24 protein-coding genes and 1 pseudogene are annotated in these 24,891 nt (G+C 74.3%); 12 read left to right on the top strand and 13 right to left on the bottom strand.

Annotation, left to right across the window (positions count from 1 at the left end):
- Positions 1–5: 5 nt before the first annotated feature.
- Together O7618_RS07860 and O7618_RS07855 are read right to left on the bottom strand one after the other, a co-directional pair.
- Positions 6–1,355, bottom strand: a complete 1,350-nt coding sequence (locus O7618_RS07860; protein ID WP_278105322.1) for an extracellular solute-binding protein — start codon at positions 1,353–1,355, stop codon at positions 6–8.
- Between the two features lie 97 nt (positions 1,356–1,452).
- On the bottom strand, positions 1,453–2,499 hold the full coding sequence (locus O7618_RS07855; RefSeq protein WP_278105321.1) for a LacI family DNA-binding transcriptional regulator: 1,047 nt from the start codon (positions 2,497–2,499) through the stop codon (positions 1,453–1,455).
- A gap of 239 nt (positions 2,500–2,738) precedes the next feature.
- On the opposite strand from O7618_RS07855, the gene O7618_RS07850 reads away from it, so the two are divergent.
- The 8 genes from O7618_RS07850 (at position 2,739) to O7618_RS07815 (ending at position 12,333) form a co-directional block, all read left to right on the top strand.
- A complete protein-coding gene (locus O7618_RS07850; RefSeq protein WP_278105320.1) occupies positions 2,739–4,067 on the top strand; it encodes a Gfo/Idh/MocA family oxidoreductase in 1,329 nt (442 codons plus the stop codon).
- A gap of 17 nt (positions 4,068–4,084) precedes the next feature.
- Positions 4,085–5,518 (top strand): glucuronate isomerase, encoded by a 1,434-nt coding sequence (gene uxaC, locus O7618_RS07845; protein WP_278105319.1) that lies wholly within the window; start codon positions 4,085–4,087, stop codon positions 5,516–5,518.
- Positions 5,515–6,816 (top strand): enolase C-terminal domain-like protein, encoded by a 1,302-nt coding sequence (locus O7618_RS07840; protein WP_278105318.1) that lies wholly within the window; start codon positions 5,515–5,517, stop codon positions 6,814–6,816. Before uxaC ends, O7618_RS07840 begins: the two co-directional genes overlap by 4 nt.
- Positions 6,807–8,297 (top strand): mannitol dehydrogenase family protein, encoded by a 1,491-nt coding sequence (locus O7618_RS07835; protein WP_278105317.1) that lies wholly within the window; start codon positions 6,807–6,809, stop codon positions 8,295–8,297. The genes O7618_RS07840 and O7618_RS07835 overlap by 10 nt, the downstream gene beginning before the upstream one ends.
- Before the next feature lie 44 nt (positions 8,298–8,341).
- Positions 8,342–9,520, top strand: coding sequence for a Gfo/Idh/MocA family oxidoreductase (locus O7618_RS07830; RefSeq protein WP_278105316.1), 1,179 nt, complete (start codon positions 8,342–8,344; stop codon positions 9,518–9,520).
- 20 nt (positions 9,521–9,540) lie between these two features.
- A complete protein-coding gene (locus O7618_RS07825) occupies positions 9,541–10,908 on the top strand; it encodes a pectate lyase (protein ID WP_278105315.1) in 1,368 nt (455 codons plus the stop codon).
- Between the two features lie 176 nt (positions 10,909–11,084).
- Entirely contained in the window at positions 11,085–11,600 is a 516-nt protein-coding gene (locus O7618_RS07820) for an ATP-binding protein (RefSeq protein ID WP_278105314.1), read from the top strand.
- 7 nt (positions 11,601–11,607) lie between these two features.
- A complete protein-coding gene (locus tag O7618_RS07815; RefSeq protein WP_278105313.1) occupies positions 11,608–12,333 on the top strand; it encodes an HD domain-containing protein in 726 nt (241 codons plus the stop codon).
- A 121-nt stretch (positions 12,334–12,454) separates the two neighbouring features.
- On the opposite strand, the gene O7618_RS07810 is transcribed toward O7618_RS07815, so the two are convergent.
- From O7618_RS07810 to O7618_RS07780, 7 genes are all read right to left on the bottom strand, one after another.
- Positions 12,455–12,880 carry a barstar family protein gene (locus O7618_RS07810; RefSeq protein WP_278105312.1) on the bottom strand — a complete coding sequence of 142 codons (426 nt, stop codon included), beginning with the start codon at positions 12,878–12,880 and terminating at the stop codon, positions 12,455–12,457.
- A 27-nt stretch (positions 12,881–12,907) separates the two neighbouring features.
- Entirely contained in the window at positions 12,908–13,348 is a 441-nt protein-coding gene (locus O7618_RS07805; protein ID WP_278105311.1) for a ribonuclease domain-containing protein, read from the bottom strand.
- Positions 13,349–13,525: 177 nt separating this feature from the next.
- Positions 13,526–16,435, bottom strand: a complete 2,910-nt coding sequence (locus O7618_RS07800; RefSeq protein ID WP_278105310.1) for a M36 family metallopeptidase — start codon at positions 16,433–16,435, stop codon at positions 13,526–13,528.
- Between the two features lie 129 nt (positions 16,436–16,564).
- Complete coding sequence (locus tag O7618_RS07795) at positions 16,565–17,179, bottom strand: hypothetical protein (RefSeq protein ID WP_278105309.1); 615 nt, start codon at positions 17,177–17,179, stop codon at positions 16,565–16,567.
- On the bottom strand, positions 17,176–18,036 hold the full coding sequence (locus O7618_RS07790; protein ID WP_278105308.1) for an alpha/beta hydrolase: 861 nt from the start codon (positions 18,034–18,036) through the stop codon (positions 17,176–17,178). The genes O7618_RS07795 and O7618_RS07790 overlap by 4 nt, the downstream gene beginning before the upstream one ends.
- Entirely contained in the window at positions 18,036–18,365 is a 330-nt protein-coding gene (locus O7618_RS07785) for a hypothetical protein (RefSeq protein ID WP_278105307.1), read from the bottom strand. Before O7618_RS07785 ends, O7618_RS07790 begins: the two co-directional genes overlap by 1 nt.
- Positions 18,366–18,468: 103 nt before the next feature.
- Entirely contained in the window at positions 18,469–18,708 is a 240-nt protein-coding gene (locus tag O7618_RS07780; protein ID WP_278105306.1) for a winged helix-turn-helix domain-containing protein, read from the bottom strand.
- A 210-nt stretch (positions 18,709–18,918) separates the two neighbouring features.
- Here O7618_RS07780 and O7618_RS07775 point away from each other — a divergent pair, with 210 nt between their 5' ends.
- Both O7618_RS07775 and O7618_RS07770 read left to right on the top strand, forming a co-directional pair.
- Entirely contained in the window at positions 18,919–19,197 is a 279-nt protein-coding gene (locus O7618_RS07775) for a cell division protein DivIVA (protein WP_278105305.1), read from the top strand.
- Positions 19,198–19,199: 2 nt separating this feature from the next.
- Positions 19,200–19,523: a hypothetical protein gene (locus O7618_RS07770; protein WP_278105304.1), complete on the top strand. Its 324-nt coding sequence runs from the start codon at positions 19,200–19,202 to the stop codon at positions 19,521–19,523.
- On the opposite strand, the gene O7618_RS07765 is transcribed toward O7618_RS07770, so the two are convergent.
- Both O7618_RS07765 and O7618_RS07760 read right to left on the bottom strand, forming a co-directional pair.
- Positions 19,451–19,996: a hypothetical protein gene (locus O7618_RS07765; RefSeq protein ID WP_278105303.1), complete on the bottom strand. Its 546-nt coding sequence runs from the start codon at positions 19,994–19,996 to the stop codon at positions 19,451–19,453. The two genes, O7618_RS07770 and O7618_RS07765, sit on opposite strands and share 73 nt — an antisense overlap.
- A 4-nt stretch (positions 19,997–20,000) precedes the next feature.
- On the bottom strand, positions 20,001–20,639 hold the full coding sequence (locus O7618_RS07760) for a hypothetical protein (protein ID WP_278105302.1): 639 nt from the start codon (positions 20,637–20,639) through the stop codon (positions 20,001–20,003).
- A 400-nt stretch (positions 20,640–21,039) separates the two neighbouring features.
- On the opposite strand from O7618_RS07760, the gene O7618_RS07755 reads away from it, so the two are divergent.
- Positions 21,040–21,870, top strand: coding sequence for a hypothetical protein (locus O7618_RS07755; RefSeq protein ID WP_278105301.1), 831 nt, complete (start codon positions 21,040–21,042; stop codon positions 21,868–21,870).
- A gap of 81 nt (positions 21,871–21,951) precedes the next feature.
- On the opposite strand, the pseudogene O7618_RS07750 reads toward O7618_RS07755, so the two are convergent.
- Positions 21,952–23,743: pseudogene (locus O7618_RS07750) on the bottom strand (ABC transporter ATP-binding protein).
- Between the two features lie 80 nt (positions 23,744–23,823).
- Here O7618_RS07750 and O7618_RS07745 point away from each other — a divergent pair.
- Complete coding sequence (locus O7618_RS07745) at positions 23,824–24,243, top strand: MarR family transcriptional regulator (protein WP_278105300.1); 420 nt, start codon at positions 23,824–23,826, stop codon at positions 24,241–24,243.
- 10 nt (positions 24,244–24,253) lie between these two features.
- On the opposite strand, the gene O7618_RS07740 is transcribed toward O7618_RS07745, so the two are convergent.
- Positions 24,254–24,868 carry a TetR/AcrR family transcriptional regulator gene (locus O7618_RS07740; RefSeq protein ID WP_278105299.1) on the bottom strand — a complete coding sequence of 205 codons (615 nt, stop codon included), beginning with the start codon at positions 24,866–24,868 and terminating at the stop codon, positions 24,254–24,256.
- Positions 24,869–24,891: the final 23 nt, after the last annotated feature.

The raw sequence follows: 24,891 nt of genomic DNA, 5'->3' as shown, positions 1-24,891 counted from the left end.
CGGCGTCAGCCGATCGCGGCCGTGCAGGCGGTGACGAACTGCTCCGCCGCCTGCGCCGGGGTGGCCCGGCCGTACTGGGCGTTCTCGGCGGCCTTGACCAGCTCGGACTTGACCTTGCTGTGTCCCTTGATCGGCACCTGCGGGGACGGGCCGAACTTCTGCGCCAGCTCGGACTCGACCTGGATGGACTGCTTCATGGCCGGGTCGGTGGCGGTCTCGCTGACCTTGGTCCGCAGGTCCATGTTGGACGGCAGGCCCCGGTCGGTGCCGAGCAGCGCGACCGCCTCCGGGTCGTTGTTCAGGAAGTTGATCACGTCGACGGCGGTGTCACGGTGCTTGCTGCCCTTGAACACCGACCAGTACATCGAGGCGCGGGCCCACTGGGCGCTCGGGTCGCCGGGGTACGCCACCACGCCCAACTCGTCCTTGGTGTTCTTCTTCAGGTCCGGCATCTGGTTGACCCAGACCCAGGAGGTCGCCGACTTGCCGGTGACCACGAGCTGCTTGGTGACGTCGCTGGAGTTGCCCTCGTGGATGACGTCCGGCTTCGGGGTGGCGCCGGAGTCGCGGGCGCCCTTCCACAGCTCGAACCACCTCGTCACGTCCTCGACCGTGAAGCCGAGCTCCTTGCCCTGGTAGAGGTCCTTGCCCTGCTGGCGCAGCCAGACCCAGAGCGCCTTGTAGTCGGCGCTCGGGTCCTGGGTGCCGGGCACCCTGGTCTTCTTCGCCACCTGCTCCGCCCAGGCGATGTGCTCCTCCCAGCTCATCCCGGTGGTCGGCTCCGGCAGCCCGTTCCTGACCAGCAACGTCTTGTTGTAGACCAGCCCCTGGGTGTTCTCCCCGGCGGCCACGCCGGCGAGCTTGCCGTCGACCACGCCGTACTCCAGCAGGCTTTTGGGGAACTTCGACACGTCGAGCTTGCCGGAGTCGCGGTAGCTGCCCAGGTCGAGCGTGGTGCTGCGGCCGGCGTACTCGGCCAGGTAGTTGTCGTCGATCTGGAACAGGTCGGGCGGGTTGCCGCCGGCGGTCAGCGTGGCGAGCTTGTCGAAGTAGCCCTGGTTGGCCTGCCAGGTCTTCTCGAACGTCACGTCCGGGTGCTGCTTGGTGTAGAGCGCCAGGGCGTCCTCGGTGAGCTTCGCCCGGGCGTCGCCACCCCACCAGAAGATGGAGAGCTTGATCGGGCCGCCGCCGTCGCCGGCGGCGTCGTCGTCGCCGCCGCAGCCGGCCGCGCCCAGGGCGAGCGGCGCGACCAGCGCGACCGCGGCCAGGCCGCGGACGAATCGACGTCGGGTCAGAAGGGTACGGTGATCCCGCCCGGCGGGTGCGCCGGCGGTGGGGGTCGTTGCGGGGTGCATCTGCGCTCACTCCTCGGCTGTGGGAGGCGACGACGTCACCGGCGGCCGTCCACGGGCCGCCCGGGTCCGCACCGCCATGCGGACCCGGGCCACCTCGTCAGGCCCCGGCGCCGTTTCGACCGGGCTCGGGAACGGGCCCGGTCGAGTCGCGGACGACCAGTACGGTCTGGAGCATTACCTGTGCGGTGGTGCGACGGTCGCCGGCCGCCGTGCCCCGGCCCCGCGCGCCGCGCGGCGCGTCGGAGTCGTGTTGCAGCAGCATGTCGACGGCCGTCCGGCCGGCGGCCGCGGTCGGCGTGGCCACCGTCGTCAACTTGGGGCGGGTGAGCCGGCTCAACGCGATGTCGTCGACGCCGACCACGCTGACGTCCTGCGGCACCCGCAGCCCGAGCGCGTCGAGCCCCTCGATCAGGCCGAGCGCCATCAGGTCGTTGTAGGCGAGCACGGCGGTGACGCCGCTGCGGCGTACCGCCTCGGCCGTCGCGCCGCCGCCGGTCTCGGTGGGTTGGTTGGGTCCGAGCACGGTGAGTTCGGCGCCGCCGGCCCGGGCGGCCGCCGCCGCGGCCCGGCGCATCTCCCGGTTGGTCCAGGAGCCGCGCGGGCCGCCGAGCAGCGCGATCCGCCGGTGACCGAGGCCGAGCAGGTGCTCGATCGCGGACCGCGCGCCCTGCCCGACGTCCATCATCACGCAGGGCAGGCCGGCGACCTGGCGGTTTATCACCACCACCGGGACCTCGCGGCTGACCTGCTCGATCAGGCTGTTGCTCATCCGGGGGCTGCACAGCAGCACGCCGTCGACCTGCTTGGCGAGCGCGTGGACCAGGTCCTCCTCGGCGACCGGGTCCTCGTTGGTGTCGGCCACGAACACGTGGTAGTCGCGGTGCCGGGCCTGCCCCTCGGCCGCCTTGATCAGCGGCGGGAAGAACGGGTTGGCGATGTCGGCCACGATCAGGCCGATGTTGTGCGTCCGGCCGGTGATCAGGGCCCGGGCGGCCCGGTTGGGCCGGTAGCCGAGGTCCTCCGCGCAGGCCAGCACCCGGACCCGGGTCTCCGGGTTGACCAGGTGCGGGGCGGAGAACGTGCGGGAGACGGTGGAGATGTGCACGCCGGAGGCCCGGGCGACGTCCCGGATGGTGGCTGGCACGGTGGGCTCCCTCGTCCGATGTGGTGGGGGTCACGTGGGTGCCGCCAATTAATGCAAACGGTTGCTCCGGTGTCAACGGTCCATTGTTACGGCTCGATTGCAGCGGCGCTCCCGGTGGGTGCATAAAAGCGCGCGAACGTGGATTCATAGGGCGGGATAGCCATCGACCGTTGACGACGTGTTGACCGACGTGGTTTCTTCGGCTGCAAACCTTTGCAGGACTGCGGGAGGCCGACGTCATGTCACCACCGGCCCGGAAACGGGTCCGCCACGCCCTGGTCGGCGCCGGGGCACGCGCCGAGATGTTCGTCCGGGCGCTCGCGCTCGACCACGCCGACACCGCCGAACTGGTCGCGCTGGCCGACGTCAACCAGAGGCGGATGGACGCGCACAACCGCTGGCTGGCCGAGCTGGGTCACCCGGCCGTGCCCACCTACGCCGCCGCCGACTTCGCCGCCATGCTGGCAAAGGAACGCGTCGACGTGGTGCTGGTCACCAGCGTCGACGTCACCCACGACGAGTACGTGGTGGCGGCGCTGCGGGCCGGCTGCGACGTGGTCACCGAGAAGCCGATGACCGTCGACGCGGCGCGCTGCCGGCGGATCCTGGACGCGGTCGCCGAGACCGGCCGGCGGGTGACGGTGGCGTTCAACTACCGCTACAACCCGCTGCACGAGCAGGTCCGGCGGTTGCTCGCCGACGACGCGGTGGGCGAGATCGGCTCGGTGCACTTCGAGTGGCTGCTCGACGTGCGCCACGGCGCCGACTACTTCCGTCGCTGGCACCGCGACAAGGCCACCTCCGGCGGCCTGCTGGTGCACAAGGCCAGCCACCACTTCGACCTGGTCAACTGGTGGCTGGACGCCCGACCGGTCGAGGTGCACGCCGCCGGCCAGCTGTTCTTCTACGGCTCCGACGGCCGCCGGCACGGCTACGCCCGCGACTACGACCGGGCACACGGCGCGCCCGCCGCCGCCGACGACCCGTTCGCGCTGCGGCTGGCCGAGCACCCCCGGCTGCGCGAGCTGTACCTCGACGCGGAGGCCGAGGACGGCTACCACCGGGACCGCAACGTGTTCGCCCCCGGCGTGACCATCGAGGACGACCTGGCGGTGCTGGCCCGCTACTCCACCGGCGCCACCATGACCTACCACCTCACCGCGTACGCCCCCTGGGAGGGCTACCGGGTGATGGTCAACGGCAGCCGGGGCCGCCTCGAACTGGAGGTGACCGAGAGCGACCACGTCAGCCCCGGCGGCGCGTCCGCGCTCAAGGGCGCGGCGCTGCACGGCGACGAGGCGGCCGTGGAGCGGGGCGCGGCCCGGCTCACGCTGCGGCCGTTCTGGCAGCCGCCGGTCGAGATCGGCGTGGCCGGCTGGACCCGGGGCGGGCACGGCGGCGCGGACACCCGGATGACAGGGGTGCTGCTCGGCGGCGAGACCGACCCGCTGGGCCGCGCCGCCACCGCCCACGACGGGGCGCTCGCGCTGCTCACCGGCCTGGCCGCGAACCGCTCGCTGGAGACCGGCGCGCCCGTCCGGGTCGCCGACCTGCTCACCCTGCCCTGACCGAGGAGCCCTCCCCCGTGCCGATCATCTCCCCCAGCGACCTGCTGCTGCCCGCCGAGCCCGGCCGACGCGGGCTGGCGCGCGAGCTGTACGCGCTCGCCGCCGAGCAGCCGATCATCTCCCCGCACGGGCACGTCGACCCGGCGCTGCTGGCCGAGGACCGCCCGTTCCCCGACCCGGCCCGGCTGCTGATCGTGCCCGACCACTACCTGACCCGGATGCTGCTCAGCCAGGGCGTGCCGCCGGCCGACCTGGGCGTGCCGAGCGTCGACGGCAGCCCGGTCGAGACCGACGGGCGGACCATCTGGCGGCGCTTCGCCGCGCACTGGCACCTGTTCCGGGGCACCCCGTCGCGACTCTGGCTGGAGCAGACGTTCCGGAACGTGTTCGGCGTGGACACGCCGCTGAGCCCGGCCACCGCCGACACCGTCTACGACGCGCTCGCGGCCCGCCTCGCCGAGCCGGCGTTCCGGCCCCGGGAGCTGTTCAACCGCTTCGGCATCGAGGTGCTCGCCACCACCGAGTCGCCAGTGGACGACCTGGGCCGGCACGCCAAGCTCACCGCCGACGGCTGGGGCGGGCCGGGCGGGCGGGTGGTCACCACGTTCCGCCCGGACGACGTGGTGGACATGGAGTTCGACGGCTGGGCGGCCAACGTGGACCGGCTCGCCGAGGTCTCCGGCGAGGACACCGGCACGTACGCCGGCTACCTGGCGGCGCTGCGGCGGCGGCGGGCCGCGTTCGCCGCCGCCGGCGCCACTTCGTCGGACCACGGCCACCCGACCGCCCGTACCCTCGATCTCGACCCGGCGCAGGCCGCGGCGCTCTACGACAAGGGGCGGCGCGGCCTTGCCGACGCGGGCGACGCGGAGGCGTTCCGGGCGCACATGCTGCTGGAGTTCGCCCGGATGTCGCTCGACGACGGCCTGGTGATGCAGTTGCACCCGGGCGCGGTGCGCAACCACAACCGCTGGCTGCACGCCCGGCACGGCCGCGACGTCGGCGGCGACGTGCCGCAGGCCACCGACTACGTGCACGGCCTCGCCCCGCTGCTGGACGCGCACGGCAACGACCCGCGGCTGACCGTGGTGCTCTACACGCTCGACGAGGACACCTTCACCCGGGAGCTGGCGCCCCTGGCCGGCGGCTACGCCGCGCTGCGCCTCGGCGCGCCGTGGTGGTTCCTCGACTCGCCGGAGGTGCTGCGCCGGTTCCGGGAGGCGGTCACCGATACCGCCGGCTTCTACAACACCGCCGGGTTCGTCGACGACACCCGGGCGTTCTGCTCCATCCCGGTGCGCCACGACGTGGCCCGCCGGGTCGACGCCGGCTTCCTGGCCCGCCTCGTCGCCGAGCACCGGCTGGCCGAGGACGAGGCCGCCGAGACCATCGTCGACCTGGCCTACCGGCTGCCCAAGCAGGTCTTCAAGTTCGGAGGTGAGCGGTCATGACCAGGATCGTCGACGTCGCGGCGCACGACGTGCGCTTCCCCACCGCCGCCAGCGGCGACGGGTCGGACGCGATCAACCGGGGCGACTACTCGGCCACCTACGTGGAGCTGACCACCGACGGCGGGCCGACCGGCGCCGGGTTCACGTTCACCAACGGCCGGGGCAACGAGATCACCTGCGCGGCGGTCCGCGCGCTCGCCCACCACGTGCGCGGGCGCACGGTCGCCGAGATCGCCGCCGAGCCGGTGGCGTTCTGGCGCTCGCTCACCGCCGACGTGCAGCTCCGGTGGCTCGGGCCGGAGAAGGGGGTCATCCACATGGCCGCCGGCGCGCTGGTCAACGCGGTCTGGGACCTGCGCGCCAAGCTGGCCGGCAAGCCGATGTGGCGCTACCTCGCCGAGCTGCCCACCGACGAGCTGGTGGGCACCGTCGACTTCCACCACATCACCGACGCGCTCACCCCGGACGAGGCGGCGGCCATCCTCGACAAGGGCCGCGACGGCCTCGCCGACCGGCTGGCCGCGCTGGAGCGCGACGGCTTCCCCTCGTACACCACGTCCGTGGGCTGGCTCGGTTACCCGGACGAGCAGGTGCGCGCGCTGACCCGCGACGCGTACGCGGCCGGGTGGCGCGCGATGAAGATGAAGGTCGGCGGGCGGCTCGACGACGACCTGCGCCGGGCGCGGATCATCCGCGCCGAGATCGGCCCGGACGCGCTGCTCATGATGGACGCCAACCAGGTGTGGGACGTGGACGAGGCGATCGCCGCGATGGCGACGCTCGTCGAGGTCGACCCGTACTGGATCGAGGAGCCCACGCACGCCGACGACGTGCTCGGGCACGCCCGGATCGCCCGCGCGGTGACCGAGCTGTCCGGCGGCCGGTGCCGGGTCGCCACCGGCGAGGTCGCCGCCAACCGGGTCATCTTCAAGCAGTTGCTCCAAGCCGAGGCGATCGGCGTGATGCAGGTCGACGCGTGCCGGGTCGGCGGCGTCGACGAGGTGCTCGCCGAGCTGCTGCTGGCGGCGAAGTTCGGGGTGCCGGTCTGCCCGCACGCCGGTGGCGTCGGGCTGTGTGAATACGTGCAGCACCTCGCGGTCTTCGACCACCTGCGGGTGAGCACCGGGCTGGACGGCCGGATGGTCGAGTACGTGGACCACCTGCACGAGCACTTCGTCGACCCGGTCCGCACCCGGGGCGGACGTTACCTGCTGCCCACCGCGCCCGGTTACAGCGCCGCCATGCGGCCCGAGTCGATCGCCGAGTTCCGCTTCCCGGAGGGACCGGCATGGCGCTGACCGTCGATACCGACCGGCTCGGCCTGGCCACGCTGCGCCGGCTGCCCGAGGAGTGCCGGCCGCTGGTGCGCCCCGGCACCGTGCCGGCGGGCATCGTCCACCTCGGCCTCGGCGCGTTCCACCGGGCCCACCAGGCCGTGCACACCGAGGCCGCGGTCGGCGCGGCCGGCGGCGACTGGGGCATCGTCGGCGTCGCGCCGCGCAGCACCGACGTGGTCGAGGCGCTGGCCGCGCAGGACGCGCTGTTCAGCGTCACCACGCTCGCCGCCGGGGGCGCGTCGACCCGGGTGGTCGGCGCGCTGGCCGGGGTACGACACGCCGCGAGCGACCCGGACGCGGTGGTCCGCCTGCTCGCCGACCCGGCGATCCGGCTGGTCACGCTGACCGTGACCGAGAAGGCGTACCAGCTCGACCCGGTGACCGGCGGGCTCGCCGCCGACGCCGAGCTGACCGCCGACCTCACCACCGACCGGCCGCCGCGCACGGTGCCCGGGCTGCTGGTGCGCGGGCTGCTCGCCCGGGCCGCCGCCGACGCCGGGCCGCTGGCGCTGGTCAGCTGCGACAACCTGCCGGCCAACGGGCGCCGGCTGCGCAGCCTGGTGGACCAGTGCCTGGCGCTGGCGCGTACGCCCGACGCGACGCTCGACCGGGTCGCGGCGCTGCTCACCTGCCCCGGCACCATGGTCGACCGGATCGTGCCGGCCAGCACCGACGAGACCCGGGATACCGCCCGGCGGGCGCTCGGCGTGAGCGACCTGGCCGCGGTCGCGGCCGAGCCGTGGTCGCAGTGGGTGATCGAGGACGACTTCCCCGGCGGCCGACCCGCCTGGGAGCGGGCCGGCGCGGTCCTCACCGGCGACGCCGGCCCGTGGGAACGGTTGAAGCTGCGCGCGCTCAACGGGGTGCACTCGGCCACCGCCTACCTGGGCGCCCTCGCGGGCGCGGAGACGGTGCTCGACGCGCTGGCACTGCCGCGCCTGGACGCGGTGCTGCGGCGGCTGGTCGCCGAGGAGATCGCGCCGAGCTTCACCCCGCCGCCGGGCGTCTCGGTGCCCGACTACGGGGAGCGGGTACTCGCCCGGTTCGCCAATCCGGCGATCCGGCACCGGACTCTCCAGGTCGCCTCGGACGGCTCGCAGAAGCTGCCGCAGCGGGTCCTGCACACGGTCGCCGACCTGCGCGCGGCCGGCCGGTCGGCGCGGTGGAGCGCGCTGGTGGTGGCGGCCTGGCTGCGGTTCCTGCACGGCCACGCAGACGACGGCGAGCCGCTGCCGCTCGACGACCCGCTCGCCGACCGGCTGCGCGCCGCGCTGGCCGGGGGCCGGCAGAACCCGGCCGGCGTGGTCGACGCGGTGTTCGCGGTCCGCGAGGTCTTCCCCGCCGAACTGGCCGACGACGACGAGTTCCGCGCCGACGTGACCGGCTGGCTGACCGCGCTGGAACGCCACGGCGTCCGCGCCACCCTGGCGGCCGCCCGGTGACCGGCGGCGCGCCGGCCCGGCCGCGGCGCACCGGGAGGCAGGCGGTGAGCGGCGGCGTGCCGCCCCGGGTGGCGCTGGTCGGCGCGAACGGGCACGGGCGCTGGCACCGGCGGGTGATCGCCGCGCTGCACGCCGCCGGCCGGCTGCGGCTGGTCGCCCTGGTCGACGTGCGCCCGCTCGAACCCGAACCGGACGCGCCCACTCCGCCCGGCACGGGCGTCTTCACCGACCACCGGGAGATGCTCGCCGCGTCCCGCCCCGACGCGGTGGTGGTCTGCACGCCGCCGCACACCCACCTGCCGATCGCCCGGGACGTCCTCGCCGCCGGCGCCGACCTGCTGCTGGAGAAGCCGCCGGTGCTCGGCCTGGCCGAGCACCGGGAGCTGCTGGCCGCGTCCGCCGCCGCCGGGCGGGCGGTGCAGGTCAACTTCCAGGCGCTGGGCTCGGCGGCGCTGACCGAGCTGACCGGCGCGCTCGCCGCCGGCCGGCTCGGCGCGGTCACCGGCATCGCCACGATAGCCGCCTGGCAGCGCCCCGACGCTTACTACGCCCGCTCGGCGTGGGCCGGCCGACGGTCGGTGGACGGCCGGCCGGCGCTCGACGGGGCGCTGGCGAACCCGCTGGCGCACGCGCTGATGCAGTGCCTGGCGGTGGCCGAGGCGGCGACCGGCGCGCCGACGCGCCCGGCCCGGATCGAGGTGGAGCGCTACCGGGTGCGCCCGATCGAGGTGGACGACACCGCGATCCTGCGGCTCACCCCGCACGCCGGCCCGCCGGTGCTGGCCGCGCTGACCCTCGCCGCCGAGGAGCACGTCGCCGGGGACGTGCTGGTCACCGGCGAGCGGGGGCGGGCGGTGCTGGAGTACCCGACCGACCGGCTGCGCCTGCCCTCGGACGCCCACCCGCGTGTCGTGCCCGGCCGGCAGGGGCTGCTGGCGAACCTGCTCGACCACCGGGCCACCGGCGTGCCACTGATCGCGCCGCCGGCGCGTACCGGGCCGTTCACCGTGGTGCTCGACGCGCTGCGGAACGCGCCGGAGCCGACGCTGCTCGGCGGCGACGTGGTGCGCGCGGTGGGCGACGGCCCGGAGCGGGTGCGGGTGATCCGGGGCGTCAACGAGGCGCTGCGGGCGGCGGCGGAGACCGGAACCCTGCCGTCCGAGGCCGGCGTGCCCTGGGCGGTCCGGCCGTACGTGGTGGAACTCGGCAACGACCATCCCTGACCGACAGGACGGAACGAGTCATGCGCAGACGAACCGCAGCCGCCGCCACCCTCGCGGCGGCGCTCACGCTCACCATCGCCGCGCCCGCGCCGGCCGCGCCCGCCGCGCCGCGCCCGTCGCCGGGGTCGGAGCCGACCCTCGCGGCGAAGCTGATCGGCCGCCAGGCGCTGGCGGCGAACGACGGCTGGGCCGCCGAGGGCGCCGGCATCACCGGCGGCGCGACCGCGACCGCCGACCGGGTGCGCGTGGTGCGCACCCGCGCCGAGCTGGTCGCCGCGTTGGGCGGCGACAACACCACGAACGCCACCGACGCCACCCCGAAGATCGTGTACGTGGCCGGCACGATCGACGGCTTCGAGGGGCCCGACGGCACGCCGCTGGGCTGCGCCGACCTGGCCGACCCGGAGTACTCGCTGCCGGCCTACCTGGCCGCGTACGACCCGGCGGTCTGGGGGCGGGTGAACCCGAGCGGCCCGCTGGAGGCGGCCCGGGTCCGTTCGGTGGCCACCCAGACCGCGCAGACGCAGATCAACGTCGGGTCCAACACCACGATCGTCGGGCTGCGCGGCGCGAAGCTCACCGGGCTCACCCTGATGATCGACCGGGTCGCCAACGTGATCGTGCGCAACCTGGAGTTCTCCGACGCGCGGGACTGCTTCCCCGCCTGGTCCCCCACCGACGGCGACACCGGCAACTGGAACTCCCAGTACGACCAGATCTCGGTACGCCGCAGCGAGCACGTGTGGGTCGATCACAACACGTTCACCGACGGCGACAACCCGGACGACGCCCAGCCGCTCTACTTCGGCCGTCCCTGGCAGGTGCACGACGGTTCGCTCGACGTCACGCACACCGCCAGCCTGGTCACCGCGTCGTGGAACCGGTTCGTCGGCCGGGACAAGCTGATGCTGATCGGCTCCTCGAACACGGTCGGCCCGGACGTCGGACGGCTCCGGGTCACCGTGCGTCACAACCTCTTCGACGGGGACCTGCAACGGCTGCCCCGGGTGCGCTTCGGCCAGGTCGACGTGCACGAGAACCACTACCGGCTCGGCGGCGCCGGCTTCGAGTACGCCCTCGGCGTCGGCGTGCAGTCCGCCATCCACGCGGAGAACAACTTCTTCACCTTGGCCGACGACGTCGACCCGGCGGATCTCATCCACGACTGGGGCGGCACCGCGCTCACCGAGCGTGGGAGCTGGGTCAGGCGGGGCGACCGGCTGCCCCGGCCGGTGGACCTGCGCGCCGCGTACAACGCGGTCCACGACCCGGACCTCGGCGGCGACGCCGGTTGGACGCCCACCCTGCGTGCCGCGCCGCCGCTGCCGACACCGCTGGTCCCGCTGGCGGTGGACGCCTGGGCGGGGGCCGGCCGGCTGCCGCTCTGACCCGTACCCACCCCGGTCCGGGCCGGCGTCCCCCCACCGGGTCGCCGGCCCGGGCGTCGCGTGTCGGGGGTGTCGGCTGACACACCGGCCGGGATGCGCGATGATCACCTTTGACGGACCGGACGTCGGTGGCATGAATCGGCGGTCACCGGGGAGAAGAGGGTGACAGACATCAGGTGGCAGCGCGAGAGGACGCCCCGGCCCGGGAACGGGCACGGGACGGAGGGCCGGACGTGACGGGTGGGACGTCGGGTCGGGTCCTCACCATCGACCTCCCGGCCGATCCCGGCCGGCTCGCGCCCACCCGGGAGCGGTTGCGTGCCTGGCTGCACGCCCAGGGCGTCGGCGAGTGGGACGTCGAGACGGTGCTGATCGCCACCGGCGAGGCGTGCGCCAACGCCATCGAGCACGGCTACCGCTTCGCCCCCGAGGGGATCACCACGCTCCGGGTCGAGCTGCGCGGCGACCGGCTGGAAATCGAGGTACGCGACCACGGCGGCTGGCGGCCCACCGACGGCGAGGACGCCGGCGACCGGGGCCGAGGACGGCTGATCATGGCCCGGGTGATGGACGAGGCGACCATCGTCGGCACCCCGGAGGGCACCTGCGTCCGCCTCGTCAAGCGGCTGACCGGCGCGGACCTTCCGCGCGTCGGCCAGCCGACATCCACGGGCAGCGAAGATCAGCTATAAGGGACGCATGGAGTTTCCCGCGTACCTCGCCACCATGCCGATGCACGCGATCACCGAGATCCATGGCGAGCCGGGCCTGCTGGCCCGCTTCCGGCTGGAGGTCGAGGCGTTCGACGAGGCCGCGCGCGGCCGGCTGACCGAGGCGCTGGATCTCGCCGCCGACCTGCACCGCGACGACCGCCGGGTCCGCGAGCCCTACCTGAACCACCTGCTGCGGGTGGCGATCCGGCTGATGCACCACTACCAGGTGCGCGACGTGGACGTGATCGTCGCCGGGCTGCTGCACGACGCGGTGGAGGACCACCCGGCCGAGTTGGCCGGCGCCGGATCGCCCGGCGACGACGACGTGACCGGGGCGGCGCTGGCCGCGCTGGCCGACCGGTTCGGCCCACGGGTGGCGCGGCTCGTCGCGGCGGTCACCAACCCGGTCTACGACCCGGCCCGGGACCGGGACACGCAGTACCGGGAGCACGTGGCGGCCAGCCTGGACCGGGAGCCCTGGGCCCGGGTGATCAAGGTGTCGGACTTCACCGACAACGGAGTCGGCGTGATCCACACCGTCGGCCCGAAGGTGGCCCGCTCGGCCGCCAAGTACCGCCCGCTGGTGCCGGTCTTCCGCGAGCTGGTGGCCCGACCCGACACCCCACTGTCCGCCCCGGTCAAGCGCCACATCTTCGCCCAGCTCGACCTGGCCGAGGAACGCTTCAGCGCCATCCTCGACCACCCCAACTGACCCCGCGCCGCCGTCGGGCCGAGCCGAGGCCGAACCGGACCCACCGAGCCGAAGGCGAGCCGAACCCGGCCAGGGACCAGCCGAACCAGGCCGGAGAAGAGCCGGGCTGGAGGGCGGCAGGTCAGCCGGCTTCGGGGGCGCCCACATGGCCACCCAGCGCGGCGGCAATGCGGGCGCGCAGGGCGGGCAGCCGGTCGGGGCGGTCCCGCAGCACCACCCGCAGGGTGGCGGGGCCGCCGGCGGCCGCCGCGCCCAGCACGTCGAGCAGCGTGCCGAGCTGGGCGGGCGGCTCGTCGGCGAGCAGGTCCGTCGCGTCGCGCACGACCAGGGTGAGTGGTCCGTCCTCGAGCCGGTCGGCGAGCACGTCGGCGAGCGCGTCCCAGTTGTGGCCGTACCAGTCGGGCAGCGGCACGGCCCCGGCGAGCGTCTCGTGCAGCGCCGCCCGGGTGCGGGTGGCCGCGCCGGGCACCGGCACCCCGGCCGGTTCGGGCGCCGAGCCGGCGTCGAGGGTGAGCCAGGCCGGCGGCTGCGGAGACGCTGCGCCCATGGGACTGCCCTTTCCTTGAGGCGGAACTCAGAGCCGGTAGAAGTTGGCGTAGTGGTCGGGCGAGAACCAGGTCGCCCCGGTGCTCTTGTTCACCACGATCCGGTACGCGTCGCGCGAGGCGTTGCAGGCGCGCGGGTAGACGTCGTACTCGTAGTAGGTGGCGTTGGTGGGCAGTTGGCCCTCCCGGTTGTAGAACTGCCCGCCGGCGAAGTTGCACGTGCCGCCGCTCCACGAGTACCAGCCCCGGGTGGTCGGGAAGCTCTTGGCCGACCACCCGGAGCGCGCGGTGCGGGCATCCGCGCAGCGCGACAGCGTGCAGGAGCTGTGGACGGCGGCTTCGGCGGGCTCGGCGAGCCGGGTGGAGACCGTGGCGGGGGCCACGAGCGCGGCGGCGGCCACGGCGGTGACCAGGGCGGATGCGGCCAGGGCGCGGCGGACGCGGATGGCGGCGGCGCGGAACGGGGTCAAGGGATCCTCCTTGAGCGAGCCGACATTACATCGATCATCATCGTTAGATGGTCGGCGCTCAGTCTGCCCAGGATCCTGCCCGGCGTACAGCCCTCACCCGGCGACCGTGCTCCGAATCCCGGGTGAACAGGCGGTGGCGGGTGCGGACGGACCGAGCCGCCCGCACCCGCCGCGCGCTCAGCGCGCGAACGCCTGGAACTCGGCGATCCGCACGTTCTGCGCCTGCGGGCTGGCCGTCGCGCAGTCGGTCGCCGCCCGGGGGTCGGCGTCCTGCTCACCGGCGTAGGCCGGCGCGCCGGTGCACTGGTTGGTCAGCACCTCGACGCGCAGGTGCGTGGCCGAGGTCCGCGGGATGTCGAACGAGCGCAGGACCAGCTCCGGCGCCCGGGGCCGCGGCGCCACCGCCGGGAAGGCGTCCGGCCGGCTCGTGTACACCGGCCGGAAGTCGGCCGCGTCGGCGCAGGTCACCGCGCCCTTGGCGGTGCACGCCAGGACCCGGAACTGCCGCACCGCCGAGTACCGGCTCTGGGTGCCGGCGTCCGCGTCCCCGGCCACCGGCGGCCGCAGCATCGCGCTGACCTGCACCCGGCGTACCTGCTGGAGGCCGCCGGCCAGGTCGACGGTGACCTGCCGCCCGGCCACCGGCGCGCCCAGCGACGCCCAGTTGGTGGCCTCGTCCTCGTCGACGATCGACGCCAGGTTGATCCCGTCGCCGACAACCGTCGCGCCCGCGCCGGCCGAGGCCAGGTTGGGCCGCAGCGCCACCGCGAGCGTGCGGTTCTTCCCGGCCTTGACCGTCACCGGGCCGATCCGGGTGTGCCCGTAGCCGGGCGCCCGGAGCACGAACTCGTACGTGCCGGGCACCAGGTCCACCCGGTCGGTCAACGGGGTGGCCGCGTCGGTGTCCGCGACCGGCACCGCCCGGGCCTGGTAGCGCCCGACGAAGAGCTGTGCGCCCGGCACCGGCCCGCGCTCACCGAGCGGCAGCAGCCGCACCGAGCCCTCCCGGGCGTACGGCGAGGTGAAGCCCGGGGTGGGGTCGGGGTCGGCGTTGCCGACGCTGGCCGCGGTCTCCCCGAGGCCGCGCGTGGCGAACGCGTTCCAGAGCAGGTCCTGGTTGGCCCCGCCGAAGCGGATCCGGTCGGCGGCGAGCATCGCGTCCCGGGCGTCGACCATGCTGACCTGGCTGACCGCCATCAGCAGGAACGAGTCCACGACGAGCTGGATCCAGCGCCGGTTGCCCGGGCAGGCGGTCACCGGCCGCTGGCCGTTCGCGCAGGCCTTCTGCACGGCCGGCGTGCCGGCGCCCCAGCGGCGCATCATCGCCGCGCGGATGTCGGTGTTGGTGGCACTCCACACCTCGCCGGAGGCGTGCACCTGAAGGCCGATGACGTCGTAGTCGACCGACGAGTAGTTCAGCGGGCTGGCGCTCATGTTGTAGTTGCGGATGCCCGCGTTCGGGTCCTGGGTGGTGTACTCGCCGATGGTGAACCCGCGCCGGCCGGGCGCGGCGTACCCGTGCTCGTACAGGTACTCCATGGCGAGCTGGTCGGACCAGCTCTCGCTCATGCCCTGCGGGGAGCTGACCCCGGCGCTCGGGCCGGCGATCATGCGGTTGGTGACCGCGTCACCGTACTCGTGGGCGATCACCGACATGTCGAAGTCGCCGTCCACGCAGGGCGCGTAGAACGAGCCGGCGACCGGCTGCCACAGGTACATGTTGGTGGTCGGCGCGACGCCGTCCGGCGGGGTGATCTGGTTGGCGTTGTTGCGCGCCGGGAACGTCGGCGGGCCGCCGCTGACACCGCCGGCCTGCGCGTTGCCCTGCTCGGCGTCGCCGCCGAGGCCGCCGCGACCGAGGTTGTCCTGCTGGAGGTTCCAGGTGTCCTCGGTGAAGCCCAGGTGGTAGGTCCAGTCGTGCATCCGGTTGTGCATGCCGAACAGGTTGGCCCGGGCCGCGTCGATGTCGTTGGCCTGCGGCGAGGTGAACACCTCCGGGTCGCAGCGCCGCTCCTGCCACTGGTTGGTCCACGGGTAGGCGTAGGTGCGGTCCGGGCGCGGCGTGGCGGTCTCCGTGCCGACGCTGAACGGGTCGTTGCTGAACCAGTTCTGCACCGCGATCGCGTTGTTGCCCTTCGTCGTGGTGGTGGACGCACCCGTGGCCGGGTCCACGTCCCACGCCGGGTGCCCCGGCACCCCGACCACCTCGCGGCAGCCGGCGGCCGGCGCGGCGCACCAGCGCACCCGGGTGTCGACCGGGGACCGGTCGACCCGGGGCGAGTTCGGGAAGACGTCCCACGACGGGTTGTCCGCCGCGTGATCGATCAGGTCCGCACGGACCAGCACCGCGCCGTCGCGGGCGTCCACGTAGGTCGCGTAGGCGGCCGGGTCCGCGCCGGTGGTATCCGCGCCGAGCACGACCTCCCACGCCGCGCGCGGCCCCCGGTCCGCGGTGGGCACCGCGACCAAGGAGGTACGCGACACCCGCGCGTCGGCGCGGCCGGAGTCCGCGACCGCGACCCGTCGCGCCTGCGCGGCGTCGATCGTGGCCGGCGCGGGCGCCTGGGCGTCACGCGCCAGCGAGGAGCTGACGTGCCAGACCGACCCCTGGCGTACGCCGACCGCCAGGATGCCGTCGACGGCGGCCGGCAGCTCGCCGAAGCGCTGCCGGAACAGCACCGTCGCGCCCTGCCCCATCGGCGCCACGGTCAACTGCTCCAGCGCGGCGGCGCCCTCGGCGGTCAACCCCAGCACGTCACGGTTCGCCGCCACGTAGGCCCGGGCCGCGGCGGCCGGGTCGGCGGGCAGTCCGGTGGCGAGCGGCTTGCCGGTCGAGGTGAGCGTGGCCGGGGTACCGAAGTCGGTCCACCGGACCCGCGCGCCGAGCGCGGCGGCCCGGTCCCGCTGCCGTGCGCTGGCCGCGACGCGGCCCTTGCGGTTGTCGCGGGCCTTGGTGTCGTGCCGGTCGCCCGGCAGGTGGTCGGGTGCGGCCTGGGTGTGGGCCTCTTCCCGGGGTGCCGCCTGACCGCCGGCAGCGGCGGTCAGGACCATGCCGGCTGCCATGAGCAGCGCGGTGGTCCCCGTCAACGCACGGGATGGTGTGCGCACGGTCCCTCCTGTCATCGTCGAACGGCGATGTCCGTCCCGACATCCGACCAGGATGATCAGGCCGCCGACACCAGCCAAACATCCATTAATGACAATGCGTCGATGGAGTTACGTGTCCGACCCCGACGCCGCCGGACGCCCGCGGCTCTGCTCCGGAGCCAGTGCCGCGGGCTGCGGCCCGCCGGGCTTCCCGAGCAGGTGCCGCACCTGCTCCACCGAACCCCCGCGAACACCCAGGCTCTCCCGGGCGGCCCGGTAGAACCGGTCGCGGCCCACGTCGGCCCGCTGGATCATCCCCGACACGTCGGTGGGCGGGTGGGGCAGTGCCCGGGCCGCCGACTCGAGGTCGCGGACCGCGTGCCGCCACTCGGCGGCGGCGCCCACGGTGGCCTCGTCGCCGAGCAGGAGCACCGCCTCCCAGGCCAGGGTGTGCCGGACGTCCGCCTCGGCGAGCCGGGCCACACCCTCGTCGTGGTCGAACGCCGGCCGCCTCGCCCCGGGACGATGCTCGCTGAGCATCTGGGTCGCCACGGCGTGGATCTCCTTGACCGCCTTCGTCAACTCCACGTACGCGTCGAGTCGCCGCTCGTCCCACCGGACGGTCTGGCTCCGACGCCACCGGGTCCGCTCGTTCAGGCCGGTGGCGAGCATCGTGCCCGCCGTGCCGACCAGGACACCGAGCAGGGCCGGCAGTTGGGTGGCGAGGTTCCCCAGCACGCTCATCGAACCCCCTGAGGACGGTGGCCCGCCAGAAACGTGGTCACCGCGTGGCGGAAGCCCTCCGGATCCTCGATCCAGGGCAGGTGGGCGGCCCCGGCCAGGCTCACCCGGGCACAGTTCGGCAACGCCCGGTGCAGCGAGTCGACAGCCCAGCGCGGGCGGATGTCCTCGGCGCCGTCGACGATCAGCACGGGCAGGTCGAGCGCCTCGCACCGCGCTGCGAGGTCGGACTCCCGCAACTCCCGCTTCACCTCGGCGTTGACGGCCCGGTTGCACTCCCGGTTGACGCCCCGCCAGGGCGTGGCCGTGGCTTCGGCGTGCCGCAGGGCGGTGTCGGGGTCGGCGAAGTCGGCCGACCACTGCAGCACCGCCCACTCGCGTTCCTCGGCGGGCGTGCGGTCGCGGGCGCCGAGCGCCTCCCACCGGCCGCGGTGCGCGCCGAGCCGCCGCCGCAAGTTCCGCTCGTAGTGCGGGTGCCAGCCGCGGTCGGGGTCGATTCCGGTGCCGGAGACGTAGATCAGGTGGCTGACCCGGTCCGGGTGGTCGAGGGCGTACCGCAGCGCCAGGTGCGCGCCCCACGAGTGCCCCAGCAGCGCCACCCGGGGGCCGCCGAGTTGCTCGCGGACCGCGTTCAGGTCGGCCACGAAGCGCGCGATCGTGTACGGCCCGCGCCGCTGCGAGCGACCACAGCCGCGCTGGTCCCACCGGACGGTGCGGGCGTCGGCTTCGAGCAGCCGGGCGACCGGTTCGAGGTGGTCCCAGAGGCCCGGGCCGCCGTGGCAGAACACCAGCGGCGGTCCCGCGCCGGCCCGGTCGGCCCACAGGCGACAGTCGTCCTCGGTACGCACGACCACGGCCATCAGGGACAGTATGCCGGCCCGCCGGGGCGGGTGTGCGCCGTGTCCAGGGGGCAGGTGACGCCGGTCAGTTCCTCGGAGAGGACCCACAGCCGACGGGCGAGCGTGCTGTCCCGGGCGGTTCTCGACCGGCCGACCAGCGTGGGGGCGCCGCGTCCCTGCAGGAGGCCGGCCGGGCCGGCGTAGCTTCCGCCCGGCACGTCCGCGTAGACGGTGGGCAGCGCGCCGTCCTCGTCGCTCTGCGAGAGGCGCTCGGTGACGGTCGCGCGGAGCCGTTGGAGCGGGGAGCGCCCGCGGGACCAGGCCGCGCTCGGGGTCGAACCCTGGGCCACCCATTGGCGGACCGGGCACGGCGACGCGTGGCGCGCGGACGCCGAGTACACCGAGCACCACACGGATCGATGGCTGACCGCCCTCGTGGACTGACCGCGGCTCCTACGGCTCGCGCATCCAGAGCTTCGGATCGTTCACGAAGACACCCTTGCCCTGATGCCGCCGGATCACCCGCAGGGCTTCGAGCCGGACGTAGACCTGCTTGACGGTCGACGGACTGACCGCGTGGGTCGCGGCGAGTTGCGAGATCGAGGGCAGCTTGTCGCCCGGCTTGAGCTTCTTGGCCCTGACGTCGGCGACGATCTCGTCGGCGATCCGGATGTAGTCCGCGGTAATCGGCATGGCTCCCCCTGCGTGGCGAGCCAATTCGATCACGCAACGACACCTAGCAACAACTCACTGTTTGACTCAGGTGACTTGGGCAGCTAAGTTGAGGAGCGCCTCTCCCCTTGCGTGGCAACAAGGATCGGAGGCTTCCCCCGGTCGGGGCGGGTGCGTGTGCCCGTCCCGACCCACCGCTCCGACCCTGGCCTGCCCGGGGAAAGGACCGACGTGACCGAGGTGTACCGCTCCGGCCAGCCCTACGGCACCGGCCTGCCGGCCCGACTCACCCCGCACGAGGCCCGCACCCGCGCGTTCGACCCGCGCCGCCGGGGCGTCGACGGCGCTCAGGTACGCGCGTTCCAGACCGAGGTCGCCGACGAGCTGACCGACCTGCACCGGCAAATCCGCCGGCTGACCGTGGGGAACGAGCGGCTCAAGCGGGCACTGCGCGACTGGCAGGCGATGCACGCCCGCGAGTGCCGTCCATCGAACGAGGGCCACTGGTAGCGGTGCGGCCACGACCGGGTGACCTGCTGCGTGTCGACGGCCGTGCCTCGGTGCAGTTCGGCGGCGACCGCGCGCTGACGTTCCGGGTCGTGGCGGTGGGTCCCGAACTGACGTACACCGGTTGGACCTGGCTGACCGGTTACGTCCTGGGCCAGCGTGGCGTCGCCACCGCGAAGCGCGAGATCTTCGTCCAGCTCACCGGGCTGCGGCCGGCCGAGGAGCCGGTGCCGCCCCGCCGGACGGGCCGGGTGGCTCAGCCCCAGGCGCAGTCGAACAGGGTCCGCACGTCCGCCTCGGTCGCCTCCAACGGCCGGGCCGCGAGGTAGGCGGACAGGTCGCGGAAGTCGGCGGTGGCGTTGTGCACGCAGGTCGCCAGCGCGCCGTCGAGCAGGTCGAGCGTCACCACCGCGTCGGGCGCGGTCGGGTCCGCCATCGGCGGCGTGCGGACGTCCCGGGTGAACACCACGTGGCAGGCGTGCCGGTCGGCCGTGACGACGCAGCGGTAGCGACCGGCGTCGGTCAACTGGTTCCTGATGTCCGCCCAGACCGTCGCCTCGGCGACGTCCGTCACGTCCGCGCCGGCCGCGCAGGCCGCCCGGACGAGGCAGCGGGTCGGGTCGCCGGGGGTGCTCGTCACGTGGACCAGCGCCAGACCGCCACGGTGGAAGACGGCGAAGCCCTGCACGTCGGGCGCGCGACGCAGGAAGTCGGGGGTCCAGACCCGGTCGTACCGCCGCTGGGCCAGCGACCTGAGGAATTCGACGGTGCGGCCGGCGGCCCGGCGAGCCTCGACGCCCATGCGGTCAGTCCCGCCCCGCGACCGGTACGGCGAGCCAGCGGAACTGGCCGTGGCGCGCCGGCAGCTGGGTGAAGTCCTGCCAGTCGAGCCGGTAGTCGCCGCTCAGGTGGCGCTCGTTGGGCGGGAAGTAGCGCCCGTCGACGCCCCACCTGAGGGCGCCGGTGAGCCGCCGGCCGTGGTGGAGCCGGAACTCGCGGTCCCGGGTGGGCTGGTCGGCGGCGGGCGCCCGCCACAGCGCGTGGTCGTTGGTGAGCAGGAGGGCGAGGCCGGTCGTGTCGGCCGGGCCGGGGCGGCAGAGGTGCTCCAGCCGTTCGACGTCGGCGACGAACCGGTTGCGCACGATCTCCGCGGCGGTGTGGCTGCGCAGGGCGTACTCCTCGCCGGTGTGCGGATCGGCGCCGTTCCAGCGGATGGTGACGTAGGTCAGTTCGACCGCCGTCCGGCCGTCCGGGCCGTGGCAGAGCAGGTCCAGGTGTTCGTTCTGCTCCTGCCGCACCGCGAGGCGGACCCGGAGGGCACCGTCGAGTTGGCGCACCGTCCAGGCGAACGCGTGCTGGAAGTCGGCCTCGGAGTGGAACAGGGACCGCTCGGCGCCGAGTTCCGCCATGACGCTCGCGACCGGTACGGATCCGGCGATCAGCATGCACACCCCACAGTGACGGCGAATCCTTCCGGCGGCGCCCCCACCGCCGGAAGGATTGCGGAGCCTCACGCTACGAAGCACCACCTAGCGGAATCAAGACATCACCCTGAGATCAACGTTCTGTCTGGACGGTCGGTCCCGTCAACGGGACCGACCGCATGAGCACGGTAACAGACTCTCGGCCTTCCGTCCCGTCGATAGGACTAGCCGACCCGTCCTCCGAACGGCCGGTCACGTGTCGGGGCGCACGTCCGCGCGGCTGCCGGCCGCGGCCGGCGTCAGTTGTTAGTTTGGATCGCGGATCGCCGCGCGCGTCGATCCGTACACCCCTCGCCCGCCCGGCAGCCGCCGACCCCGGCTCCCGGGCGGACGGCTGCCGGCCGCGGAGAAGAGGGGTGCGATGAGCGGAGAGCCGGAGAGCTCCGGCGCACGGCCGACACCCGGCGCGCCGGTCGACGGGTGGCGGGGCCGCTGGGCCGCCCGGGCCCGGACGCTCGGCGGCGCGGCACGCTCGCGTACCCGGAGGTTCTGGGCCGGCGCGCAGCCGACGTTGCGGCAACTGTGGTGGACCGAGGAGCCGGCGACGCCGGTGACCACTGTCGACCGGCGGTTCCCGGCGCCGCTGACCGTGCCGGCGCAGGGGCAGGTCTACGTCTTCCTGGTGCGCGCCACGTTCACCTGGTCGTCCGACACCGCCCGGCCGGAGCTGTTCGGCTGGTACGTCGACTACTTCCAGCCGCAGGCGACGCAGCGCCTGCACCGCCTGGCGCGGCGCTGCGCGGTCGAGGTGCCGCCACACCGCCCGCGTGAGCTGCTCACCGCGCTGACCGCGGCACTGGCCGCCGACGACCCGCCGCCCTGGACGTACGCGCGCGGGGAGGTGACGTTCGCGTGCGAGCCGGACGTGACGGTGCACCTGGACGAGCGGGTCCGCCGGCTGCTCCAGCCGTACTGGGAGCAGCGCATCGCGCTGGAGTGCGAGCGTGACCTGGCCCGCCGCCGCGCCGAGTATGCGCACGAGCGCGACCGTGCCACGCCGCCCGAGCCCACCCGACCCGACCCGGTGGCCCCGGACCGGCCGCCCCGGGCGACCGAGCGCCCGGCGAGCACCCGCCGTGGACCACGCCCCGGCGCCCCGGTGGAGACGTTCACCCCGCTGGAGCCGCTGCTACCCCCACCCGCCCCGCGCCCCCCGCCCCCCGACCACCCCACCCCGCCCTCGGCACCTTGATCCCCCCTCGACACCCTCGGGCCCCCTCGAATGTCGAGTTCCGCGGGATATGCCGGGGCAGCAAGTGCACGGGGGCGGGGGTCAGCCGAGCAGGGTGGCGTAACGGCCCTGGTGGTTCAGGAGGGTGTGGTGGGTGCCGGACTCGATGATGCGGCCGTGGTCCAGGACGGCGATGCGGTCGGCGTCGCGGACCGTGGAGAGGCGGTGCGCGATCGTCACCACGGTACGGCCGCGGGCCAGCTCGTCCAGGGCCCGCTGCACGGCGCGCTCGGTCTCGGTGTCCAGCGCGCTGGTCGCCTCGTCGAGGACCAGGATCCGCGGGTCGCGCAGCAGCGTCCGGGCGATCGCCAGGCGCTGCTGCTCGCCGCCGGAGAAGCGGTGGCCGCGGGAGCCGACCATGGTGTCGTACCCGTCGGGCAGCGCGGCGATCAGGTCGTGGATCCGGGCGGCGCGCGCGGCGGCCTCGAGGTCGGCGTCGGTGGCGTCCGGGCGGGCGTAGCGGAGGTTCTCCCGCACGGTGGCGTGCAGCAGGTAGGTCTCCTGGCTGACCACGCCCACCACGGCGGCCAGGTCGGCCAGGCGCAGGTCGCGCAGGTCGACGCCGTCGATGGTGATCCGGCCGGCGTCCGGGTCGTGCAGCCGGCTGATCAGGGCGGCGAGCGTGCTCTTGCCGGAGCCGGTCTCGCCCACCAGGGCCAGGCTGGTGCCGGCCGGGACGTCCAGGCTGACGCCGGCCAGCGCGGCGGTGTCGCTGCCCGGGTAGCTGAAGGTCACGTCCTCGACGCGCAGGTGGCCGCGGACCGTGGCCGGGTCGAGCGACGCCGGGCGGGGCCGGCTCGGCGACCTCCACCGGCAGGTCGAGGTATTCGAAGATGCGGGCGAACAGCGCCAGCGAGGCGGTCAGCGTGACGCCGACGTTGAGCAGGCCCATCAGCGGGCGGAACAGGTTGCCCTGCAACGCGGTGAACGCGACCAGCGTGCCGATGGTGAGCGTGCCGGCGGTGCCGGGCAGGCCGGCGCCCAGGTAGATCACCGCGGGGATGGCGGCGAAGACGACGGTCATGGCGGCCATCCGCCAGCGGCCGGCCAGCTCGGAGCGCAGCTCCAGGTCGACCAGGCGGGCCGAGGAGGCGGTGAACCGGTCGACCAGGGCCGTGCCGGTGCCGAGCGTCTTGGCCAGCCGGACGCCGCTGACCGACAGCCCCTCCTCGATGGTGACGGTGAGGTCGGCCAGTTCCCGCTGGCGGCGCGCGGTGATCTCCCGGCGCAGCCGGGCGACCCGGCGGGTGAGCCAGAGCGCGGGCGGCAGCACGACCAGCGAGACGAGCGTGAGTCGCCAGCTCAGCGCCAGCATGGCGACGGTGGTGGCGACGACGGTGGTGAGGTTGGCGGCGATCGAGGTGGCGGTGGAGGTGACCACCGACTGCATGCCGCCGATGTCGTTGGTGATGCGCGACTGCACCTCACCGGTGCGGGTGCGCACGAAGAAGCCGATCGACTGGCGTTGGAGGTGGGCGAAGACGTCGGTGCGCAGCCGGTGCATGACCTCCTGGCCGACCCGGGTGGAGATCCAGGTCTGGACGACGCCGAGCACGGCGGTCACGGCGGCGACCGCGACCATCGCCGCGACCAGCCAGGCCAGCAGCGTCAGGTCGCGCTCGGGCAGGGCCCGGTCGATGACGGTACGCAGCAGGAACGGCGAGGCCATCGCGATGATCGAGGACGCCACGATGATCGCCACCACGGCGGCGAGCGGGCCGCGGTGGGCGGTGAAGAGGCCGCCGATGCGGCGTAGCGACACGTCGCGGGCCTGGGCCTTCTCGGCGGCGGACACGGTTCGGCCGGCTCCGCGGCCGTCGGGGGTGGGTGCCAAGGGGTTCTCCTCTGTCCGGGAATAATGCTGAGGTTACCTCATCATGAGGAAACAACAGGAGATGCTGCTACCGTATTCCCGTGACCGGCAGCGACGAGGAGGGCCTGGCCGAGACGTTCTGGGCGGTGGCCCGGCGGCTGCGCCACCAGACCAAAGGCGCGCTGGAGCCGTGGGAGATCAGCCCCGGGCAGGCGCGGGCGCTCGGCGTGCTGATGCGGCACGGCGCGCTGCGACCCGGGGCGCTCGCCGAGCACCTGCGCATCGCCCCCCGCTCGGCCACCGAGGTGGTCGACGGCCTCCAGGAGCGAGGGCTGGTCGAGCGGCGGCCCGACCCGGACGACCGGCGGGCCACGCTGGTCGCCCCGACCGCCGAGGGCGACCGGGTGGGCAGCGCGATCCGCGAGGCCCGGGCCACCGAGGCGGAGCGCTTCTTCGGCGCGCTCGACCCGGGCGACCGGGCGGAGTTGACCCGGATCCTGCGCCGGCTGCGCGAGGAGTAGGCCGCCGGGGTCAGCGCGTGCCGGAAGCGAACAGCGCGCCGAGCGTACGGGCCATGGCCGCCCGGGCGGCCTCGACGTCGAGCCCCATGGCGTCGCGCATCATCGACCAGGCGGCCCAGGTGCACGCCACGGTCAACGCGTCCAGCAACTGCCCCCGACCCGGCCCGGCGTGTGCCAACTCGGCGCCGAACACCGCCTCGATCTCCTGCCGGACCCGGGCGATCGCCACCTCCCGGTTGCGCCGCAACTGCGGCGAGAACGGTTCCCGCAGCGCCGAGGCGCGGGCCGACGGCGCCAGCACCTCCAGCAGCCGGGCGCGCTGGTCGCAGAACGCGGCGATCCGCCCGGCCAGCGGCAGCTGCGGCGGGACCGGTCGCCGCAGGGCGGCCTGCCGCTCGCCGACCCGACGCCCGGTGGCGGCGAACAGCGTCTCCATGTCCTTGAAGTTGGTCCAGAGCGTGCGCAGCGACACCCCGGCCCGCTCGGCGATCCGTTCACCGGTCGGGCGCAGGTCACCGGCGTCGATCAACGCCAGGTGCGCCTCGACGATCGCGGCGCGGGTCCGCTCGGCCCGCGCCACCCGGCCGTCCACCCGGGCCGGCGGGTCGGTCTCCACCTCGATCATGGGACGACTCCCCCTGTGCTCGC

This window comes from Micromonospora sp. WMMD980 (genome assembly GCF_029626035.1).
Taxonomy (GTDB): Bacteria; Actinomycetota; Actinomycetes; order Mycobacteriales; family Micromonosporaceae; genus Micromonospora.
Note: the sequence above shows the minus strand (reverse complement) of the source record. Positions and strands in the feature narration are given on the sequence as shown.

What these genes read in the sequence shown, in the direction of transcription:
- O7618_RS07860 (WP_278105322.1), bottom strand. Translation starts at nt 1,355, where the DNA reads ATGCACCCCGCAACGACCCCCACCGCCGGCGCACCCGCCGGGCGGGAT.
- O7618_RS07850 (WP_278105320.1), top strand. Translation starts at nt 2,739, where the DNA reads ATGTCACCACCGGCCCGGAAACGGGTCCGCCACGCCCTGGTCGGCGCC.
- O7618_RS07840 (WP_278105318.1), top strand. Translation starts at nt 5,515, where the DNA reads ATGACCAGGATCGTCGACGTCGCGGCGCACGACGTGCGCTTCCCCACC.
- O7618_RS07835 (WP_278105317.1), top strand. Translation starts at nt 6,807, where the DNA reads ATGGCGCTGACCGTCGATACCGACCGGCTCGGCCTGGCCACGCTGCGC.
- O7618_RS07825 (WP_278105315.1), top strand. Translation starts at nt 9,541, where the DNA reads ATGCGCAGACGAACCGCAGCCGCCGCCACCCTCGCGGCGGCGCTCACG.
- O7618_RS07815 (WP_278105313.1), top strand. Translation starts at nt 11,608, where the DNA reads ATGGAGTTTCCCGCGTACCTCGCCACCATGCCGATGCACGCGATCACC.
- O7618_RS07810 (WP_278105312.1), bottom strand. Translation starts at nt 12,880, where the DNA reads ATGGGCGCAGCGTCTCCGCAGCCGCCGGCCTGGCTCACCCTCGACGCC.
- O7618_RS07795 (WP_278105309.1), bottom strand. Translation starts at nt 17,179, where the DNA reads ATGAGCGTGCTGGGGAACCTCGCCACCCAACTGCCGGCCCTGCTCGGT.
- O7618_RS07790 (WP_278105308.1), bottom strand. Translation starts at nt 18,036, where the DNA reads ATGGCCGTGGTCGTGCGTACCGAGGACGACTGTCGCCTGTGGGCCGAC.
- O7618_RS07780 (WP_278105306.1), bottom strand. Translation starts at nt 18,708, where the DNA reads ATGCCGATTACCGCGGACTACATCCGGATCGCCGACGAGATCGTCGCC.
- O7618_RS07765 (WP_278105303.1), bottom strand. Translation starts at nt 19,996, where the DNA reads ATGGGCGTCGAGGCTCGCCGGGCCGCCGGCCGCACCGTCGAATTCCTC.
- O7618_RS07760 (WP_278105302.1), bottom strand. Translation starts at nt 20,639, where the DNA reads ATGCTGATCGCCGGATCCGTACCGGTCGCGAGCGTCATGGCGGAACTC.
- O7618_RS07755 (WP_278105301.1), top strand. Translation starts at nt 21,040, where the DNA reads ATGAGCGGAGAGCCGGAGAGCTCCGGCGCACGGCCGACACCCGGCGCG.
- O7618_RS07740 (WP_278105299.1), bottom strand. Translation starts at nt 24,868, where the DNA reads ATGATCGAGGTGGAGACCGACCCGCCGGCCCGGGTGGACGGCCGGGTG.